Origin of the sequence: Streptomyces sp. ICBB 8177, assembly GCF_003144095.1 — a bacterium.
Lineage (GTDB): Bacteria > Actinomycetota > Actinomycetes > Streptomycetales > Streptomycetaceae > Streptantibioticus_D.
On record NZ_NSKH01000018.1, the window covers coordinates 1,971,682 to 1,989,142 of the forward strand.

20 protein-coding genes are annotated in these 17,461 nt (G+C 73.6%); 13 read left to right on the forward strand and 7 right to left on the reverse strand.

The window, feature by feature from the left end; genetic code table 11:
* The first annotated feature begins 21 nt into the window (after window positions 1-21).
* Window positions 22-1,572 carry a histidine ammonia-lyase gene (hutH, locus tag CK485_RS17330; protein ID WP_109451595.1) on the forward strand — a complete coding sequence of 517 codons (1,551 nt, stop codon included), beginning with the start codon at window positions 22-24 and terminating at the stop codon, window positions 1,570-1,572.
* A gap of 18 nt (window positions 1,573-1,590) precedes the next feature.
* Here hutH and CK485_RS17335 read toward each other — a convergent pair whose 3' ends face one another.
* A complete protein-coding gene (locus CK485_RS17335; protein WP_109451597.1) occupies window positions 1,591-1,941 on the reverse strand; it encodes an LAETG motif-containing sortase-dependent surface protein in 351 nt (116 codons plus the stop codon).
* Window positions 1,942-2,118: 177 nt separating this feature from the next.
* On the opposite strand from CK485_RS17335, the gene CK485_RS17340 reads away from it, so the two are divergent.
* The 6 genes from CK485_RS17340 to CK485_RS17365 all read left to right on the forward strand — a co-directional run bounded on the left by CK485_RS17340 (window position 2,119) and on the right by CK485_RS17365 (window position 7,575).
* Window positions 2,119-2,502, forward strand: a complete 384-nt coding sequence (locus CK485_RS17340; protein WP_109453156.1) for a hypothetical protein — start codon at window positions 2,119-2,121, stop codon at window positions 2,500-2,502.
* A gap of 178 nt (window positions 2,503-2,680) precedes the next feature.
* On the forward strand, window positions 2,681-3,958 hold the full coding sequence (locus CK485_RS17345) for an Ig-like domain-containing protein (protein ID WP_241968381.1): 1,278 nt from the start codon (window positions 2,681-2,683) through the stop codon (window positions 3,956-3,958).
* A gap of 161 nt (window positions 3,959-4,119) precedes the next feature.
* Entirely contained in the window at window positions 4,120-5,529 is a 1,410-nt protein-coding gene (locus CK485_RS17350; RefSeq protein WP_109451601.1) for an ABC transporter permease, read from the forward strand.
* Between the two features lie 21 nt (window positions 5,530-5,550).
* On the forward strand, window positions 5,551-6,270 hold the full coding sequence (locus CK485_RS17355; protein ID WP_109451603.1) for an ATP-binding cassette domain-containing protein: 720 nt from the start codon (window positions 5,551-5,553) through the stop codon (window positions 6,268-6,270).
* Window positions 6,271-6,437: 167 nt separating this feature from the next.
* On the forward strand, window positions 6,438-6,959 hold the full coding sequence (locus CK485_RS17360) for a DUF2165 domain-containing protein (protein ID WP_275124640.1): 522 nt from the start codon (window positions 6,438-6,440) through the stop codon (window positions 6,957-6,959).
* Between the two features lie 292 nt (window positions 6,960-7,251).
* Window positions 7,252-7,575, forward strand: a complete 324-nt coding sequence (locus tag CK485_RS17365; RefSeq protein WP_109451605.1) for a GYD domain-containing protein — start codon at window positions 7,252-7,254, stop codon at window positions 7,573-7,575.
* A 391-nt stretch (window positions 7,576-7,966) separates the two neighbouring features.
* Here CK485_RS17365 and msrA read toward each other — a convergent pair whose 3' ends face one another.
* Window positions 7,967-8,620 (reverse strand): peptide-methionine (S)-S-oxide reductase MsrA, encoded by a 654-nt coding sequence (gene msrA / locus CK485_RS17375; RefSeq protein ID WP_109451607.1) that lies wholly within the window; start codon window positions 8,618-8,620, stop codon window positions 7,967-7,969.
* 97 nt (window positions 8,621-8,717) lie between these two features.
* Here msrA and CK485_RS17380 point away from each other — a divergent pair, with 97 nt between their 5' ends.
* Window positions 8,718-9,878, forward strand: a complete 1,161-nt coding sequence (locus CK485_RS17380) for a cystathionine gamma-synthase (protein ID WP_109451609.1) — start codon at window positions 8,718-8,720, stop codon at window positions 9,876-9,878.
* Window positions 9,879-9,912: 34 nt separating this feature from the next.
* Here CK485_RS17380 and CK485_RS17385 read toward each other — a convergent pair whose 3' ends face one another.
* From CK485_RS17385 to CK485_RS17395, 3 genes are all read right to left on the reverse strand, one after another.
* Window positions 9,913-10,176 carry a hypothetical protein gene (locus CK485_RS17385; protein ID WP_241968382.1) on the reverse strand — a complete coding sequence of 88 codons (264 nt, stop codon included), beginning with the start codon at window positions 10,174-10,176 and terminating at the stop codon, window positions 9,913-9,915.
* Window positions 10,173-10,691, reverse strand: coding sequence for a sigma factor-like helix-turn-helix DNA-binding protein (locus CK485_RS17390; RefSeq protein WP_109451611.1), 519 nt, complete (start codon window positions 10,689-10,691; stop codon window positions 10,173-10,175). The genes CK485_RS17385 and CK485_RS17390 overlap by 4 nt, the downstream gene beginning before the upstream one ends.
* Before the next feature lie 131 nt (window positions 10,692-10,822).
* Window positions 10,823-11,305, reverse strand: coding sequence for a MarR family transcriptional regulator (locus tag CK485_RS17395; RefSeq protein ID WP_109451613.1), 483 nt, complete (start codon window positions 11,303-11,305; stop codon window positions 10,823-10,825).
* 96 nt (window positions 11,306-11,401) lie between these two features.
* Between CK485_RS17395 and ilvA the strand changes: the two genes are divergently transcribed.
* The 3 genes from ilvA (at window position 11,402) to CK485_RS17410 (ending at window position 14,709) form a co-directional block, all read left to right on the forward strand.
* A complete protein-coding gene (gene ilvA / locus CK485_RS17400) occupies window positions 11,402-12,643 on the forward strand; it encodes a threonine ammonia-lyase (RefSeq protein WP_109451615.1) in 1,242 nt (413 codons plus the stop codon).
* A 189-nt stretch (window positions 12,644-12,832) separates the two neighbouring features.
* A complete protein-coding gene (locus tag CK485_RS17405) occupies window positions 12,833-13,855 on the forward strand; it encodes an ATP-binding cassette domain-containing protein (RefSeq protein WP_109451617.1) in 1,023 nt (340 codons plus the stop codon).
* On the forward strand, window positions 13,852-14,709 hold the full coding sequence (locus CK485_RS17410) for an ABC transporter permease (RefSeq protein ID WP_109451619.1): 858 nt from the start codon (window positions 13,852-13,854) through the stop codon (window positions 14,707-14,709). The genes CK485_RS17405 and CK485_RS17410 overlap by 4 nt, the downstream gene beginning before the upstream one ends.
* Window positions 14,710-14,791: 82 nt before the next feature.
* On the opposite strand, the gene greA is transcribed toward CK485_RS17410, so the two are convergent.
* Both greA and CK485_RS17420 read right to left on the reverse strand, forming a co-directional pair.
* Window positions 14,792-15,289 (reverse strand): transcription elongation factor GreA, encoded by a 498-nt coding sequence (greA, locus tag CK485_RS17415; protein ID WP_109451621.1) that lies wholly within the window; start codon window positions 15,287-15,289, stop codon window positions 14,792-14,794.
* 324 nt (window positions 15,290-15,613) lie between these two features.
* Window positions 15,614-16,018: a DUF4307 domain-containing protein gene (locus CK485_RS17420; RefSeq protein WP_109451623.1), complete on the reverse strand. Its 405-nt coding sequence runs from the start codon at window positions 16,016-16,018 to the stop codon at window positions 15,614-15,616.
* A gap of 130 nt (window positions 16,019-16,148) precedes the next feature.
* Between CK485_RS17420 and mca the strand changes: the two genes are divergently transcribed.
* Together mca and CK485_RS17430 are read left to right on the forward strand one after the other, a co-directional pair.
* Window positions 16,149-17,024 (forward strand): mycothiol conjugate amidase Mca, encoded by an 876-nt coding sequence (gene mca, locus CK485_RS17425; protein ID WP_109451625.1) that lies wholly within the window; start codon window positions 16,149-16,151, stop codon window positions 17,022-17,024.
* A gap of 12 nt (window positions 17,025-17,036) precedes the next feature.
* Window positions 17,037-17,345 carry a hypothetical protein gene (locus CK485_RS17430; RefSeq protein WP_342673482.1) on the forward strand — a complete coding sequence of 103 codons (309 nt, stop codon included), beginning with the start codon at window positions 17,037-17,039 and terminating at the stop codon, window positions 17,343-17,345.
* The last annotated feature ends 116 nt before the right edge of the window (window positions 17,346-17,461 follow it).

Here is a 17,461-nt window from a genome sequence, read left to right on the forward strand (position 1 = left end):
CTATGGTTCGTGAATATGAATATGCACAGTGTGGTCTTGGGATCGTCGGGGACCAGCGCGGACGACGTGCTGGCGGTGGCGCGGGGTGCCGCGCGCGTCGAGCTGTCCGCCGAGGCGCTGGAGGGCATAGCCGCCTCGCGCGCGGTCGTCGACGAGCTCGCGGCGTCCTCCCGTCCGGTCTACGGCGTCTCGACCGGCTTCGGCGCGCTCGCGGTCATGCACATCGGCCCCGAGCTGCGCGCGCAGTTGCAGCGCTCCATCGTCCGTTCGCACGCGGCCGGGATGGGCCCGCGGGTCGAGCGCGAGGTCGTGCGGGCGCTGATGTTCCTGCGCCTGAAGACGCTGGCGTCGGGCCGTACCGGCGTGCGCCCGGTGGTCGCCGAGACCATGGCGGCGATCCTCAACGCCGGGATCACCCCGGTGGTCCACGAGTACGGCTCGCTGGGCTGCTCCGGCGACCTGGCCCCGTTGTCGCACTGTGCGCTGACCCTGATGGGCGAAGGCGAGGCCGAGGGCCCGGACGGCGTGGTGCGCCCGTCCGGCGAGCTGCTCGCCGAGCACGGCATCGAGCCGGTCGAACTGCGCGAGAAGGAGGGCCTGGCGCTGCTCAACGGCACCGACGGCATGCTCGGCATGCTGCTGATGGCCGCCTCCGACCTGTCCGTGCTCTTCAGCTCCGCCGACGTCACCGCCGCGCTGTCCCTGGAGGCGCTGCTCGGCACCGACAAGGTGCTCGCCCCCGAGCTGCACGCCATCCGCCCGCACCCCGGCCAGGCCGCCAGCGCCGAGAACATGCGCCGGGTGCTGGAGGGCTCGAAGCTCACCGGCCACCACCAGGACGCCGCCCCCCGTGTGCAGGACGCGTACTCCATCCGCTGCGCGCCGCAGGTCGCCGGCGCCGGCCGGGACACCCTCGCGCACGCCCGCCTGGTCGCCGACCGTGAGCTGGCCGCCGCCGTGGACAACCCGGTGGTGCTGCCGGACGGCCGTATCGAGTCCAACGGCAACTTCCACGGCGCGCCCGTCGCCTACGTGCTGGACTTCCTGGCGATCGCCGCCGCCGACCTCGGCTCGATAGCGGAGCGACGCACCGACCGGCTGCTGGACAAGAACCGCTCGCACGGCCTGCCGCCGTTCCTCGCCGACGACCCGGGGGTCGACTCCGGCCTGATGATCGCCCAGTACACCCAGGCGGCGCTGGTCAGCGAGAACAAGCGGCTCGCGGTGCCGGCCTCCGCCGACTCCATCCCGTCCTCCGCCATGCAGGAGGACCACGTCTCCATGGGCTGGTCGGCCGCCCGCAAGCTGCGCCTGGCGGTGGACAACCTGGCCCGGATCATCGCGGTGGAGCTGGTCGCCGCCACCCGCGCCGTCGAGATCCGCGAGCAGGCGCACGACGAGGCCGCCGCCGCGCCCGCGACCCGCGCGGTCATCGAGGCCGCCCGCGCCGCCGGTGTGGCCGGCCCCGGCCGGGACCGCTTCCTGGCCCCGGACCTGGCGGCGGCCGAGGCGTTCGTCCGCTCCGGTGCCCTGGTGCGCGCCGCCGAGTCGGTCACCGGCCCGCTGGCGTAACGGGCCGGGGCACACGCCTCAGAGCAGGACGAGGGCGCGGCGCCTGGAGTACAGCAGCAGCGCCGCGCCCACGCCCAGGAAGGCGCTGCCGCCCACCAGGTACGGCGTGGTGTCGACGCTTCCGGTGTCGGCGAGCCCCGCGGCGGTGGCCGCCGCCGCGCCCTTGACGGTGTCCGCGGAACGCCCGGTGCCCGCGGCGGCGGCACCGGCCGGCCGCGTGGAGGCGGTCGTCCCCGCCGACACGGCCGACGCCGTCGCGGAGTGCTCGGGATGCTCGACCGACGCGGACGCCGAGGGCACGAAGCACAGGGCGGCCAGCAGTCCCCCCGCGACCGCGGTCGTGGTGGTGAGCGAACGGCGCGTGGCCATGGAACCCCCTTGCAGGTACGGCGAGTTCACCGTGGCAGCGATGTTAGTGAGATTCCGGCGCCGCTGGGAAGCCGCCTGGTAATGCGCCCGCTCAGCGGCCCTCCCGCGGTGGTGAACGCCGCGGCGCCCGCCGTGTCCGGGCAACCGCGGGCCTCCTGGGCGCCTACCCTCCGTCGCATGAGTACGGACAACGAACCCCCCAACGGCACGAGCGGAACCGAGGGCGACGGCGCCCGCTACGTCCGCCTCCAGGTCGAACTGGTCCTGGAGCTGACCGACACCGGCGAGCTGACCGGCGCCGCGCTGGACCAGATCGCCGGCGACGAGTTCATGCCCGACGAGGAGCGGGCGCACGCCCGGGACGCCGTCCAGCGCGACGAGGCCGAGGCGCTCGCCTACCTGGTCGACCCCTTCGACCTGGTCACCGGGGTCCCCGGGGTGGAACTCGTCCAGGCGTCGTGGAACAGCGCCCACACCGAGTACGACCCGGACGACGACGAGTGGGACCTGTGGGAGGACGAGGCCGACGACGAGGCCGACGAACAGGACGAGGCCGAGTAGGCCTCACCGGGCGCTGACAGGGCCCGTGACCAGCGCGAACGCGGTCACGGGCCCTCCGCGTGCCCGGGTGCGATTCCTCACAGAAGCCCCCGGAACGGAACGGACCTATGGCCACAGATGTTCTCCTTTAGTGCGTTGGCGTGAAACCCACGCAGTAGCCGTATGGATGGAGATAGGTGTGAAGTCCCCCTCGCAGGCCGGTACCGGCACGTCCTCCGAGCACCGCCGCAGGCGCGTCGCACGGCGCGGCGTCGCCGCGGCGTCGGTGCTGCTCGGCGGCGCCGTCGCGCTCACCGCGTGCGGCGGACCGGGCTCGCACGCCGCGTCGAAGGCGTCCACGCCGGCCGCCGCCGACTCGGCGCCCGCGAAGGATCTCTCGCAGGCGAAGATCACCATCACCCCGAAGGACCGGACCACCGGCGCGAGCATCGCCGCCGACTCCAAGGTCGCCGTGGCGGACGGCACCCTCACGCACGTGACGATGACCGAGGCCGTCAGCGGCAAGGCGGTGCCGGGCCGGATATCCGCCGACGGCAAGAGCTGGGCGCCCGACGACCGGCTCTCGCGTGCCACCCAGTACCGGATCTCCGCGAGCGCCAGGGACGCGGGAGGCCGTCCGGCGGACGCGAACGCGACGTTCACCACGGTCTCGCCCGCGCACAGCTTCATCGCGAACTACACGCCGGACGGCGGCTCCACGGTGGGCGTGGGGATGCCGGTCTCGCTCGACTTCGACAAGGCGATCACCGACAAGCAGGCCGTCGCCTCGCACATCTCGGTCTCCACCAGCAGCGGCCAGCGCGTGGTCGGCCACTGGTTCGGCGACCAGCGGCTCGACTTCCGGCCGCAGCAGTACTGGAAGCCCGGCTCCAAGGTCACGCTCAAGCTGAACCTGGACGACGTCAAGGGCGCCTCCGGTGTCACCGGCGTGCAGAACAAGACCGTCACCTTCACCGTCGGCCGCTCGCAGGTCTCCACCGTCGACGCGGCCACCCAGACCATGACGGTGGTCCGCGACGGCCGGGTGATCCGCACCATCCCCGTCTCCACCGGCAGCCCGCAGCACACCACGTACAACGGGCAGATGGTGATCTCCGAGAAGTACCAGCAGACCCGGATGAACGGCTCGACGGTGGGCTTCGGCGGGGAGTACGACATCCCGGACGTGCCGCACGCGATGCGGCTGAGCGCGTCCGGCACCTTCATCCACGGCAACTACTGGTCCGCGCCGGGCATCTTCGGCTCGGCCGCGACCAGCCACGGCTGCATCGGGATGCGCGACGTCAAGGGCGCGGGCGACCCGACCACCAACGCCGCGTGGTTCTACGGCAACTCGCTCGTCGGCGACGTGGTGATCGTCAAGAACTCCCACGACAAGACCATCGCGCCGGACAACGGGCTCAGCGACTGGAACATGCCGTGGAGCCAGTGGACCGCGGGCGGCGCCACGTCCTGACGGTGCGTCAGGTGACGGTTCACCCAGGTGGTACGGGCTCGCGCGCCCCGTGACCGCCGGAACTTCTCACCGCGGTCTCATCCTCGCCTCAGCGACACCTCACCGCCGCTCCCTAAGCTGGGACGCGGGAGCGGCGGGCGGCGGCACTGGCGAGGGTTGGGATGTTCTTCACCTGTCTACGGCGTGAGCTGCGACGTCCTGGCAGGCGCGTGCTCGCGGTGATGGCGGGGCTGGCGCTCGCCGTCGCCCTCGTCGTCAGCACCTGCGCGTTGCGCGACGGGACGCAGCGGGCCCGCGAGGAGGTGCTGCGCTCCGCCTACGGCACCGGCACGGACCTGACCGTCACGCGGACCGCGCCGGGCGACGACGGCGCCCCCGGTCTGGACTTCGCCGCCCGCGTCGGCCCCACCACCCGCGACGGCGACCGGGTCACCGTGCGAGGACCCGCGCCGCTGGACGCCACCGCGGTGGCGAAGGTCGCCGCGCAGCCCGGCGTGGCGCGGGCGGCGGGCGGACTTCAGCTCGACGTCGCCGCGACGCACGGTGGCGGGCGCCTGAGCGCGTGCGGCGTGGACGTGACCGCGCCGGGGCTCGGACCGCTGAGCGCCTCCACGATCACCCGGGGCAGCGCCTTCACCGCCGCGCAGGACGACGCGCCCGTCGCGGTGGCCGACAGCGGCTACGCCGCCGCCCACCACCTCGGCGTCGGCTCGTCGCTGACGCTGGCCGGGGCCGCGTACCGCGTCGTCGGCATCGCGACCCCGTCCGCCGGCACCGCCCCCGCGCAGGTCTACCTGCCCCTGCGGCGCGCCCAGGCCCTCGCCGGCACGCCCGGAGCGGTCGGCACGATCTACGTGACGGTGTCGCAGGGGACGAGCGGGGCGGTGGGTGCGGCGGCCGCGGGGACGGGCGACCCGGCGCGGGGGGCGGCCGCCGCGATCCGTCGCGCCCTGCCCGGCACCATCGTCTCCACCTCCGCCGACCTCGCCTCCGCCGTCAGCGGACCGCTGGCGACCGCCTGCCGCTGGACGGCGGGCCCCGGCGGCTGGGCCGCGTTCGGCGTGGCGGCGGCCGCCGTCGTGGCCGCCGCGGTCCTGATGGCCTCCGCGATCGGCCGACGCGGGCGGGAGTACGCGGCACTGCGCGCCCTGGGCTGGCAGCGCGCCCGGATCGCCCGGCAGGCGGTCGGCCTGGCGGGCGCGACCGGGCTGATCGGCGCCGCCGCCGGACTCGCCCTCGGCCTGACCGCCTCCCGCGTCCTCACCGCGATCGGACCCACGCTCACCGCCCACCCCTCCGGCTCCGGCTCCGCCCACGCCCGGGCCGGCGACCTCGCGGCGGTCGCCGGATCGCCCGGTGACCTCGACGGCTTCCACGCCGTCACCCGCGGCGCCGGGCACGCGGGCGGCCGGGCCCTGAGCGTCGCCCTGACCGCGCCCGTCCCCACCTCCCTGATCGCGCTCGCCGCCGTCCTCGTGCCGGCCGCCGCCCTGCTGATGGCGGCCTGCGGCGCCTGGCGGGTGCGCCGCCCGCGGCCGGTGAGCGCGCCGCGCGCCTCGGCACGGCCTTAGGCTGCCGCGATGGGATCGCCCATGTACCGACTGACCGCCGTCACCAAGCGCTACGCGGCCGCCGACGCCGTCGGCTCGGCTGAGGCGCTGAGCGGCGTCACGCTGTCCGTCCCCCGGGGCGGGCAACTCGTCGTGCAGGGACCGTCCGGCGGCGGCAAGTCCACGCTGCTGCGGCTGCTCGGCGGCCTCGACCGCCCGACCGAGGGCAGCGTCGAACTGGACGGCACGGACCTGGCCGCACTCGACGACGCCACGCTGGCCGCCGTACGCGCCGAGCACATCGGATTCGTACCGCGCCGGGCGCACCTGCTGCCCGCGCTGACCGCCCGGGAGAACGTGGAGACCGCCCTCGTGCCGCTCGGCGTACGGCGTGCCGAACGGCGGGCGCGGGCGGCCGGGGTCCTGGAGTGGGCCGGCCTCGGTGACCGACTGCGGCGCGTACCGGCCGAGTTGACGCCCGCGGAGCGGCAGCGGGTGGCGATCGCCCGGGCCGTGGTGAAGCGGCCGAAGGTGCTGCTGGCCGACGAGCCGACCGGCGGCCTCGGCAGGCAGGACGCCGCCGGGGTGCTGGCGCTCCTGGAGGCCGCCCGCCACGTCGACGCCCGCCCCGGGCTCGTACCGACGCTCGTGATGGTCACCCACGACTCGGCCACCGCGCGCAGGGCGCCCCGGCTGGCGGTGCTCAGGCGCGGACGCGTCGAGCTGACCGAGCGCGAGGACGGGGACGCCGCGAACGGATGACGCCGGTGGGCGCGCCCTCGCGTCCGAGCGGTCGGCGGCCGGGAAAGGACCACCATTGACCCGCCCGCCAACTCCCCGCCGTGGAGGCCCCCTTGGGCACGCCCCTCGACACCGACCCGGCCCGCACCGGCGCTTGCGGTCCGCGCCGTCCCGGCCCTGTCGACCGCCTGCTCGGCGCCGTCGGCACCGCGCGTGCCGCCGCGACCGCGCTCACCGCCACCGTGGGCGTCTACATGGCCCTGGTGGCGTTCGGCAACATCACCGACTTCGGCACCAACCGCGCCTACGTGCGGCACGTGTTCGCGATGGACACCACGTTCCACGACAAGGCCCTGATGTGGCGGGCGATCACCAGCCCCGGCCTGGCCGACGCCGGATACGTGGCGATCATCGCGTGGGAGACGCTCACCGCGCTCGTGCTGATCGCGGCGACCGTGTGGTGGTGCGGCGCGGCCCGCCCCGAGCGGGCGCTGCGGGCCCGGCGTGCGGCGGTGCTGGGGCTGGTGATGACGGAGCTGCTGTTCGGCGCCGGCTTCATCGCCATCGGCGGCGAGTGGTTCGCGATGTGGCAGTCCAAGCAGTGGAACGGCCTGGACTCGGCCATCCGCGACTTCACGCCGGCGGGCGTCGCGCTGCTGGCCGTCCTTCTGACGGGCGGGGAGCGGGAGGGCGCTTTGCCCCGCGAGTGACCGGCTCACGGCGCGCAGTACGCCCCCGGTGACCCAACGGGCGCCGGCGCGTGCCGCCGGCCGGGGCATTGCGCGGCGAAACCGTTACTTCCGGCCTCGTGCGCGGTATCCAGCGGACCGTGCGGCACAGGCCGCAAGCCCGCGAGGAAGGCCCCATGCGCGCACGCCCCCGCCGTCTGCTCGGCACCGCTGTCACCCCCGGGGGCGGCAACGCGCGGACCATCGTGCCGAAGATCGCCGCCTGCCTCGCCCCGACAAGCCCCTCCAGGGCTGACACCGCAGGGAGCCCGACATGCCCAAGTACCTGATCCAGTCCCGCTACACCCCCGAAGGCGCCAAGGGCCTGCTCGCCGAGGGCGGCACGGCCCGTCGCGCGGTCGTGGATGCGGTCGTCACCGGTCTGGGCGGCACGGTCGAGTCGGTGTACTTCGCCTTCGGTGGCGACGACCTGATCACCATCGTGGACCTCCCCGACGAGGCGTCCATGGCGGCGGTGAGCCTCACGGTCACATCGAGCGGCGCGATCACCACGAGGACGACACCACTGCTGACGGCCGCCCAGCTGGACGAGGCGACCCGCAAGAAGGTCGATTTCCGCGCACCGCAGGCGGGTTGACACGCCCGTGGCCCTTCGACGGCCCTGACGTCGGGGTCGTACGCCTGCACGGCCTTCCACCTGCCGGAACGACCCGAACAGACCCTCGTCGTCCACGTGCCCCAGGGCCGGGCCCAGTGACGGGTGCCGGAACCCGCCGGGGAGGGTGCCGAGGGTGGTGAAGCCGAGGTGCTCGTGGCACCGGACGCCCGCGAAGCCGCGGGCCGAGGCCCGGTCGAGCAGGTACTCGCCCAGCCCCCCGGCCGACGCCCCGGCCACGCGCCTGCCGAGCACGCGTCGACCCCGCACCGCTACGACGACACGGCCACGGGGCGCACCACCCGCCTGGGCTTCCGTCCGGCCGGGCGGGTTGCCCGGGGGCGTCCGACCGAGAGCCGCGCCGCGGACCCCCTCAGGCCCCGGCCACGCCCACCGGGCAGGAGACGCCCGTGCCGCCGAGGCCGCAGTAGCCCGCGGGGTTCTTGTCCAGGTACTGCTGGTGGTACTCCTCGGCGGGGTGGAAGGGGCCCGCGGGGGCCAGTTCCGTGGTGATCTCGCCGTAGCCGCTCGCGGTCAGGACGGGCTGGAAGGCGTCGCGGGAGGCGGCGGCGGTCTTCGCCTGGAGGTCGTCGTGGGTGTAGATCGCCGAGCGGTACTGGGTGCCCACGTCGTTGCCCTGGCGGAAGCCCTGCGTGGGGTCGTGCGACTCCCAGAAGACCTTCAGCAGCCGCTCGTACGAGACGACCGCCGGGTCGTAGACCACCCGTACCGCCTCGGTGTGGCCGGTCTCGCCGGAGCAGACCTCCTCGTACGTCGGGTTCGGGGTGTGGCCGCCCTGGTAGCCGACGAGCGTGGTCCACACGCCCGGCGTCTGCCAGAAGCGCCGCTCCGCTCCCCAGAAGCAGCCCAGGGCGAAGTCCGCCACCTTCAGGCCCTCCGGGTACGGGCCCAGGATCGGGTTGCCCAGGACGGTGTGCCGGGGCGATCCGGCGAGCACGGGTTCGGCGCGGCCGGGAAGGGCCTCCTGCGCGGTGGGGAGCTTCGTCTTGAAGCGGCTGAAGAACATCGCTACCTCTCCGAGGGATCCGGGCCGGCCTGACAACCTCAAGCGTCAACGCCGACGGCCCGCGCGGGATTCCTTCCCGGCGCATTACGCTCGCACCATGAGCGAGCACCACACCCACACCGACCGGGGCTTCGAGACCCGCGCCATCCACGCGGGCCAGCCCGCCGACGCCCAGACCGGCGCCGTCGTCACGCCGATCTACCAGGTGTCGACGTACAAGCAGGACGGCGTCGGCGGCCTGCGCGGCGGCTACGAGTACAGCCGGTCGGCGAACCCGACCCGTACCGCCCTGGAGGAGAACCTCGCCGCGCTGGAGGGCGGCCGCCGCGGTCTGGCGTTCGCCTCCGGGCTGGCCGCCGAGGACTGCCTGCTGCGCACCCTGCTCGCCCCCGGCGACCACGTGGTGATCCCCAACGACGCCTACGGCGGCACCTTCCGCCTGTTCTCCAAGGTCGTCGAGCGCTGGGGCGTGCAGTGGTCGGTGGCCGACACCTCCGACACCGCCGCCGTGCGGGCGCAGCTGCGGCCCAACACCAAGGTCGTCTGGGTGGAGACGCCCAGCAACCCGCTGCTCGGCATCACCGACATCGCCGCGCTCGCCGCCGTCGCGCGCGGCGCGGGCGCCCACCTCGTCGTGGACAACACCTTCGCCAGCCCCTATCTCCAGCAGCCGCTGGCGCTCGGCGCCGACGTCGTCGTGCACTCGACCACCAAGTACATGGGCGGCCACTCCGACGTGGTCGGCGGCGCGCTGGTCACCTCCGACGCGGAGCTGGGCGAGCGGCTGGCCTACCACCAGAACGCGATGGGCGCGGTGGCCGGGCCGTTCGACGCGTGGCTGGTGATGCGCGGGATCAAGACGCTGGCGGTGCGCATGGACCGGCACTGCGAGAACGCCGAGCGGGTCGCCGAGATGCTCGGCAACCACCCGAAGGTCAGCCAGGTCCTCTACCCGGGCCTGCCCACCCACCCCGGTCACGAGGTCGCCGCCAAGCAGATGAAGGCGTTCGGCGGCATGATCTCGTTCCGCGTCGAGGGCGGCGAGGAGGCGGCGGTCGCGGTCTGCGACCGGGCGAAGCTGTTCACCCTGGGCGAGTCGCTGGGCGGCGTGGAGTCGCTGATCGAGCACCCGGGCCGGATGACCCACGCCTCGGCGGCGGGTTCCGCGCTGGAGGTGCCGAACGACCTGGTCCGGCTGTCGGTCGGCATCGAGGCGATCGACGACCTGCTGGCGGACCTGCGGCAGGCGCTGGGCTGACTCGCAGCCGCATCTCGTCACGCCGCCGCCCGGCTCACCAACCGCCGGGCGGCGGCACGTTGAGCGGGGGCGGGGAGGGCCACACGGCGATCGCCCAGACCGCAACCGCCACGGCGGCGGCGAGCAGGAGCAGGGCGAGCGCGGTACGGGCCAGGCGTCTTCGGCGCAGGCGGCGCGCGCCGCGGGCCATCGCGCGTACGGCCAGGTCCGGCGGGACCACCGGATAGGCGGCGTCCAGCATGGCGTGGACCTCGGCCTCCCTGCCGCCCGGCAGCCGGTCGACCGCCCCGCCGCTCACGCAGGGCCCCCGGCACCCCGAGCCCCGGTATCGCGGCCACCCGGATCGCGGCCGACCGGATCGCGGGCCCGCGAAGCGCGGCCGGCCGGGTCGCGGCTGCGCATCGCCGCCACCGCGCGCCCGCACAGGGTGCGCAACCGCTCGGTGGGCAGGCCCAGTTGGGCGGCGGCCTGTTCGTCGGCCAGGCCCTCGTACATCCGCAGCACCAGCACCAGCCGCTCCCTGGGCGGCAGCCGGTCCAGGCGGCCGCCGCACGGGCGGCGGTAGCGCCAGGCGCGGTGCGCGTAGCCCGCGGTCAGCTCCTGCCGGGCGTGCGCGTACGGGTCCTCGCCGCGCATCCGGAACCAGTCGGCGTACGTGCGTGACAGCGCGGCGACCACCAGCCGCTCGGCCTCGCCGGGATCGCCGGTCAGCAGCGTCGCGACGTGCAGCAGCCGTCCGCCGGCGCCCGCGGTGAACGCCTGGAACTCGCGGGCCCTGCGCTGCTCCCTGATCCGCCGTCGCGCGTTGACCATGCCTCCCCCCGGCACAGTGGTGTTGGGCCATGGGACGGCATCGCGGTCGCCCCGGTCAAGAGGCGCGCGGCACGCGTTCGGCGCGAGGTGGCGAGGCGGCACGCGTCCGGCCGCCGCGGGTCCCGGGGCGGTCAGTCGCCCTGCGCCACCGTCAGGTGGTACTTCGACAGCGCCAGGTTGAAGCGCGTCAACAGCTCGGTGAACGCCTCGCGTTCGTCCGCCGACCAGTCCTCGGTGACGACGGCCATCAGCTCGCGGCGGGAGGCGCGGACCTCCTCCAGGCGCTCCAGCCCGCGCGGGGAGAGCGCGAGCACCACCGCCCGGCCGTCGTCGGGGTGCGAGGTGCGCTTGACCAGGCCCGCCTCGACCAGCGGCGCGACCTGACGGGTCACGGTGGAGGAGTCGATGCCCATGCCCTCGGCGAGCGCCTTGACGCCCATCGGGCCTTCCCGGTCGAGCCGGTTGAGCAGCAGGTACGCCGCCCGGTCCATGGAGTTGCGGGCCCTGCCCACGCCGCCGAGCCGGGTCTGCTCGGCCCGGCGGGCGAAGAGCGCCACCTCGTGCTGGAGGCGCTCGTAGAGTGCGGTGGACGTCATGTCAACGGTGGTCGGCATGTCGGAAGGGTACGCGGACGGGCTGTTCCCCGTACCCCCGCTGTCCAAACATCGGACCGCCGAGCCGAACGTGCGGCGTGCTGCCATGCTGGGCGCATGGACCACCGCACCACCGGCCGCGGGGTCGCAAGCCCCGCCGCCGTCACGCTCGACGACGTACGCCTCGCGGCCAAGACGCTCTCGGGCGTGGCCAGGACGACCGCGCTGGAGGGCAGCCGACACCTGTCCGCCCTGGTCGGCGCCCCGGTCCACCTCAAGTGCGAGAACCTCCAGCGCACCGGCTCGTTCAAGCTGCGCGGCGCCTACGTGCGCATCGCGGGCCTGACCGCCGCCGAGCGGGCCGCCGGGGTGGTCGCGGCGAGCGCGGGCAACCACGCGCAGGGCGTCGCGCTGGCCGCCGCGCTGCTGGGCGTGCGGGCCACCGTCTTCATGCCCACCGGCGCGCCGCTGCCGAAGGTCGCGGCCACCCGGGAGTACGGCGCCGACGTGCGCGCCCACGGCCAGGTCGTCGACGAGACGCTGCACGCCGCGCGGGAGTTCGCGAGCGAGACCGGTGCCGTCCTCATCCACCCCTTCGACCACCCGGACGTCGTCGCCGGCCAGGGCACCGTCGGCCTGGAGATCCTGGAGCAGTGCCCCGAGGTGCGCACCGTCGTCGTCGGCATGGGCGGCGGGGGGCTCGCGGCCGGGATCGCGGTGGCGGTCAAGTCGCTGCGGCCCGACGTGCGGATCGTGGGCGTGCAGGCGCAGGGAGCCGCCGCGTACCCGGTGTCGCTTGCGGCGGGGCGGCCGGTGGCCCTCCGGTCACCGCACACCGTGGCGGACGGCATCAGGGTGGGACGCCCCGGCGACGTCCCGTTCCGGATCGTGGACGAGCTGGTGGACGAGGTCCGCACGGTCTCGGAGGACGAGCTGTCGTCGGCGCTGCTGCTGTGCCTGGAGCGGGCGAAGATGGTGGTGGAGCCCGCGGGGGCCAGCCCGGTCGCCGCGCTGCTGTCGGACCCGGGCGCGTTCGAGGGCCCGGTGGTCGCCGTGCTGTCCGGCGGCAACGTCGACCCGCTGCTGCTGCAGCGGGTGCTGCGGCACGGCATGGCGGCGGCCGGCCGCTACCTGTCGCTGCGGGTGCGGCTGACCGACCGGCCGGGGGCGCTCGCGCTGCTGCTGGGGGTGCTGTCGCGGGCCGACGCCAACGTGCTGGACGTCGGTCACGTGCGCATCGACCCGCAGTTGCAGCTGACGGAGGTGGAGGTGGAACTGCAACTGGAGACCGACGGGCCGGAGCACTGCGCGCGGCTGATCGAGGCGCTCGGCGCGGAGGGTTACGCGATCATCCGCTGAGCGGACCGGCGGGCAGGGGTGGCTGCCCGTAAACCGGTTGACGCGATATATCGCGTCACGCGATACTCGTGGGAGCGGTTCGGGCGTCTGCCACGCCCGTACGCCTTTCATTCCGTATGTTCGTACGGCTGGCTGCCCGCCGGTGGTACATCCTCATCCTCACCCGCTCCACACACTGGGAGACCTCACATGCCAGGCGCCATCCACGCCGAAGGGCTGGTGAAGACCTTCGGTGACGTCAGAGCTCTGGACGGTGTCGATCTCGACGTGCCCGCCGGCACCGTCCTCGGTCTGCTCGGACCCAACGGCGCCGGGAAGACCACCGCCGTCCGCGTGCTGACCACCCTGTTGCGGCCCGACAGCGGCACCGCGCACGTCGCCGGCATCGACGTGCTCAAGCGGCCCAACGAGGTGCGCAGGTCGATCGGGCTGTCGGGGCAGTTCGCGGCCGTCGACGAGTACCTGACCGGCCGGGAGAACCTCCAGATGGTCGGCCAGCTCTACCAGTTGCCCGCCCGCCGGGCGAAGGCCAGGGCGCTGGAGCTGCTGGAGCGGTTCAACCTCGCCGAGGCCGCCGACCGGCCCGCCAAGACCTACTCCGGCGGCATGCGGCGCCGGCTGGACCTGGCCGCCGCGCTGGTCGTCAGCCCGCCGGTGATGTTCATGGACGAGCCGACCACGGGTCTCGACCCGCGCAACCGCCAGCAGTTGTGGGAGGTCATCGAGGAACTGGTCTCCGGCGGCACCACGTTGCTGCTCACCACGCAGTACCTGGAGGAGGCCGACCGCCTCGCGCACGACATCTGCGTCATCGACCACGGCAAGGTGATCGCCCGCGGCACCTCCGACCAGCTCAAGGCCCGCACCGGCGGCGAGCGCGTCGAGGTCGTCGTGCAGGACCGCGACCTGCTGGCCACCGCCACCGAGGTGATGGCCGGCTTCGCCAAGGGCGAGCCCAAGGTCGAGAAGCAGATGCGGCGCATCACCGTGCCCGTCACCGGTGGCGCCAAGCTGCTCGCCGAGGTGATCAGGGAACTGGACACCCGGGGCATCGAGATCGACGACATCGGCCTGCGCAGGCCGACGCTCGACGACGTGTTCCTGTCGCTGACCGGGCACGTCGCCGAGGAGGCCGACTCCGACGAGGAGACGCCCGGCGGGTCCGGGCCCACCGGCAGCACCGGCACCGAGACCGAGGAGGCGGCCCGATGACCACGGCCACCGCGACCGACCAGACCCTCGCCAAGCGCCCCACCGGCGGCCCGCTCCAGGCGGCGCACGACTCGCTGGTGGTCGCCAGGCGCAACCTGATCCGGATGCTGCGCATCCCCGAGGTCGTCATCTTCGGCCTCATCCAGCCGATCATGTTCGTCGTGCTGTTCTCCTACGTCTTCGGCGGCGCCATCCCGGTCCCCGGCCAGCACGGCAGCGACCCGTCGGTCTACCGCAACTACCTGATGGCCGGGATCTTCGCGCAGACCGTCACCTTCGCCACCGCGGGCGCGGGCGCCGGGATCGCCGACGACATGCACAAGGGCCTGATCGACCGCTTCCGCTCGCTGCCGATGGCGCGCGGCGCGGTGCTGACCGGGCGGACCATCGCCGACCTGGTGCAGACCGCGCTGACCGTGGTGGTGCTGGCCGTCGTCGCCGTGATCGTCGGCTGGCGGGTGCACAACGGCGTGCTCGACACGCTCGCCGCGTTCGGCCTGCTGCTCCTGCTCGGGTACGCGTTCTCCTGGATCGGCGCGCTGATCGGCCTGTCCGTGCGCACCCCCGAGGCGGCCACCTCCGGCGGGCTGATCTGGCTGTTCCCGCTGACGTTCATCTCCAACGCGTTCGTGCCCACCAGCAACATGCCGGCGTTCCTGCGCACGATCGCCGACTGGAACCCCTTCAGCGCGACCGTGCAGGCCTGCCGCCGGCTGTTCGGCAACCCGACCGGCATCGTCTCGCACGCCTGGCCCATGCAGCACCCGGCGTGGGCGTCGCTGATCTGGTCGGTCGTGATCATCCTGGTCTTCCGCACCTGGTCGGTACGGAAGTACCGCACGGCGGCCGCCTGATCCGCCCCCCCGTACCCGACGCGCGAGGGCCGCGAGCGTTCGATCACGCTCGCGGCCCTCGTCGTACGCCCTACGGCCGGTCTCAGCCCTGGTACGGCTTGGCGTCCAGGATGCGCACCGCCGCCTTCGAGCCGTTCGGCAGCTCGTACGAGGCGTCGTCGCCGGTCTTCTTGCCGTTGACCGCGGAGCCGAGCGGCGACTGCGGCGAGTAGGTGTCGATCTCGTCGGAGACGTACTCGCGCGAACCGAGCAGGAAGGTCAGCGTGTCGTCCGGGTCGCCGTCGAAGGCGATCGTGACGACCATGCCGGGCGCGACCACGCCGTTGTCCGCGGGGGCCTCGCCGACCTTGGCGTGCTGGAGCAACTGGGTCAGCTGGCGGATGCGCAGCTCCAGCTTGCCCTGGTCCTCGCGCGCCGCGTGGTATCCGGCGTTCTCCTTGAGGTCGCCCTCCTGGCGGGCTTCCTCGATCTTGGCCACGATCTCGGCGCGTGCGGGACCCGACAGGTGTTCCAGCTCGGCCTTGAGCTGGTCGTACGCCTCCTGGGTCAGCCAGGTGACGCTCTCGCTGGTCTGGGTCACAGGTGCTCCTCGTCGGTACTCGGCTTGCGGTGGTTCTGGTGCTGGGTCTCGTGGTGGTTCTCGCGGTGCCGGACGGCTCTGGTGGCCGTCGGGCCCGCCGTGCGGCGGGGTGCCGCTCCCGGCGGGCGCGGCGCGTCCGGCGCCAGATGTGCGACACGCCCCTCCAACCAGCTTGCGCCATGTCGGACGGGCGAAACCACGAGCGTAACAATTCCCGCCGCCCGGCGGGAGCAGGGCAGGGGTGAAATCCGCCCGGCGACGCCCACCCGCGGAAACCGGCCGCCCGGTCCGGAAACCGTGCCGTCGGCGCTGCTCAGCGGCTGGTCAGCGCGCCTTGCAGCTCAGCAGCTCGGCGTCGGTGGCGCGGGCGGTGGTGCGGATCGTCACGCCCGCGACCACGGTCGTGCCGTGCTGCGTGACGGTCACGTCCTTGCGGCCGACCTCGTCCTTGTCGACGTTCTCGGAGACCACCGTGCACACGGCGGACTGGTCGGCTCCCTTGTAGACCTGGATGGTGGCGTTCACCTGCGAGGCGGAGACCACCTTGAAGGTCAGCACGTCGGCGTTGACGCTGCTGCCCGACATGTACGACCAGCCGTACAGGCCCAGCGCCACCACCGCGAGAGCGCCGGCCACCCAGGCCGCGACGCGCAGCTTGCGGTCGGAGCGGTCGGGGGTCCTGGGGCGCCCGTAGCGGCCCTCGGGCAGCCCTTCGCGCACGGCGGTCATGTCGGTTCCTCCAGCGGCGGGGCCACGGAATTATTCAGGCCCCCGCGTCGGTCACTATAGAGGGCGTCCCCGGACGCGATGACAGTGCTCCCGGAACGGCTCCGGAGCCCCATTCCATAAGGATCTTGTCTTGACCGAGCAGCTGCGGCTGATGGCCGTACACGCGCACCCCGACGACGAGTCCAGCAAGGGCGCGGCGACGATGGCGAAGTACGTCTCCGAAGGCGTCGACGTGCTGGTGGCCACCTGCACCGGCGGCGAGCGCGGTTCCGTGCTCAACCCCAAGCTCCAGGGCGACCCGTACATCGAGGAGCACATCCACGAGGTGCGGGCCAAGGAGATGGACGAGGCCCGGCAGATCCTCGGCGTCAAGCAGGCGTGGCTCGGCTTCGTCGACTCCGGCCTGCCGGAGGGCGACCCGCTGCCGCCGCTGCCCGAGGGCTGCTTCGCGCTCCAGGACGTGGACGAGGCGGCCGGCGCGCTGGTGAGGCTGATCCGCGAGTTCCGCCCGCACGTGATGACCACGTACGACGAGAACGGCGGCTACCCGCACCCCGACCACATCATGACCCACAAGATCTCGATGCTCGCCTTCGAGGCGGCGGGCGACCCGTCGCGCTACCCGGAGGCCGGCGAGCCGTGGGCGCCGCTGAAGCTCTACTACAACCAGGGCTTCAACCGGGACCGCACCCTCGCCCTGCACGAGGCGCTGCTCGCCCGCGGCCTGGAGTCGCCGTACGGGGACTGGCTGGAGCGCTGGGAGAAGATGGACCGCCCCGAGCGGCAGATCACCACCTACGTGCCGTGCGCCGACTTCTTCGAGACCCGGGACAAGGCCCTGCTCGCGCACGCCACCCAGATCGACCCGGACGGCTTCTGGTTCCACGTGCCGATGGACCTCCAGAAGGAGGTCTGGCCGACCGAGGACTACGAGCTGGCGAAGTCGCGGGTGCCCACCAGCCTGCCGGAGTCGGACCTCTTCGCGGGCATCGGCGAGGCCGGGTAGACAATGGTGGGTGTGAACGCATCCCTCGCCCCCGTGCCGGCACACTCCGCCCTGGTCATGCTCGCGGACGTCAACCAGAACAAGGTCACGCCCGGCCTGCTCGGTTTCGTCGTCTTCGCGGCGCTCGGCGCGGCGGTGTGGCTGCTGCTCAAGAGCATGAACAAGCAGTTCAAGAAGGTGGACTTCGAAGAGGCCCCCGACCCGGAGCCGGGTGCGGGACGTAAGGAGAAGGCGTCCGCCCCGGCTTCGGCCCGCCAGGCTTCCACCCCTGGCTCCGCCGCCGGTTCCGCCTCCGGCGGGGCCGCGCGCGGCGAGGGCTAGCCCGCCCGCGGAGGGACGCGATCACCCCCGGGGGCCGGTCTCGGCCGGCCCCCGCGGGCGGGCGTCTCGGCGGCTTCACCCGGCCCCGGGAGCCGGTGTGTCCGACATCACGTCCG

Coding starts and splice junctions, on each gene's coding strand:
- hutH (WP_109451595.1), top strand. CDS start 22: ATGCACAGTGTGGTCTTGGGATCGTCGGGGACCAGCGCGGACGACGTG.
- CK485_RS17335 (WP_109451597.1), bottom strand. CDS start 1,941: ATGGCCACGCGCCGTTCGCTCACCACCACGACCGCGGTCGCGGGGGGA.
- CK485_RS17340 (WP_109453156.1), top strand. CDS start 2,119: ATGAGTACGGACAACGAACCCCCCAACGGCACGAGCGGAACCGAGGGC.
- CK485_RS17350 (WP_109451601.1), top strand. CDS start 4,120: ATGTTCTTCACCTGTCTACGGCGTGAGCTGCGACGTCCTGGCAGGCGC.
- CK485_RS17355 (WP_109451603.1), top strand. CDS start 5,551: ATGTACCGACTGACCGCCGTCACCAAGCGCTACGCGGCCGCCGACGCC.
- CK485_RS17365 (WP_109451605.1), top strand. CDS start 7,252: ATGCCCAAGTACCTGATCCAGTCCCGCTACACCCCCGAAGGCGCCAAG.
- msrA (WP_109451607.1), bottom strand. CDS start 8,620: ATGTTCTTCAGCCGCTTCAAGACGAAGCTCCCCACCGCGCAGGAGGCC.
- CK485_RS17380 (WP_109451609.1), top strand. CDS start 8,718: ATGAGCGAGCACCACACCCACACCGACCGGGGCTTCGAGACCCGCGCC.
- CK485_RS17390 (WP_109451611.1), bottom strand. CDS start 10,691: ATGGTCAACGCGCGACGGCGGATCAGGGAGCAGCGCAGGGCCCGCGAG.
- CK485_RS17395 (WP_109451613.1), bottom strand. CDS start 11,305: ATGCCGACCACCGTTGACATGACGTCCACCGCACTCTACGAGCGCCTC.
- ilvA (WP_109451615.1), top strand. CDS start 11,402: ATGGACCACCGCACCACCGGCCGCGGGGTCGCAAGCCCCGCCGCCGTC.
- CK485_RS17405 (WP_109451617.1), top strand. CDS start 12,833: ATGCCAGGCGCCATCCACGCCGAAGGGCTGGTGAAGACCTTCGGTGAC.
- CK485_RS17410 (WP_109451619.1), top strand. CDS start 13,852: ATGACCACGGCCACCGCGACCGACCAGACCCTCGCCAAGCGCCCCACC.
- CK485_RS17420 (WP_109451623.1), bottom strand. CDS start 16,018: ATGACCGCCGTGCGCGAAGGGCTGCCCGAGGGCCGCTACGGGCGCCCC.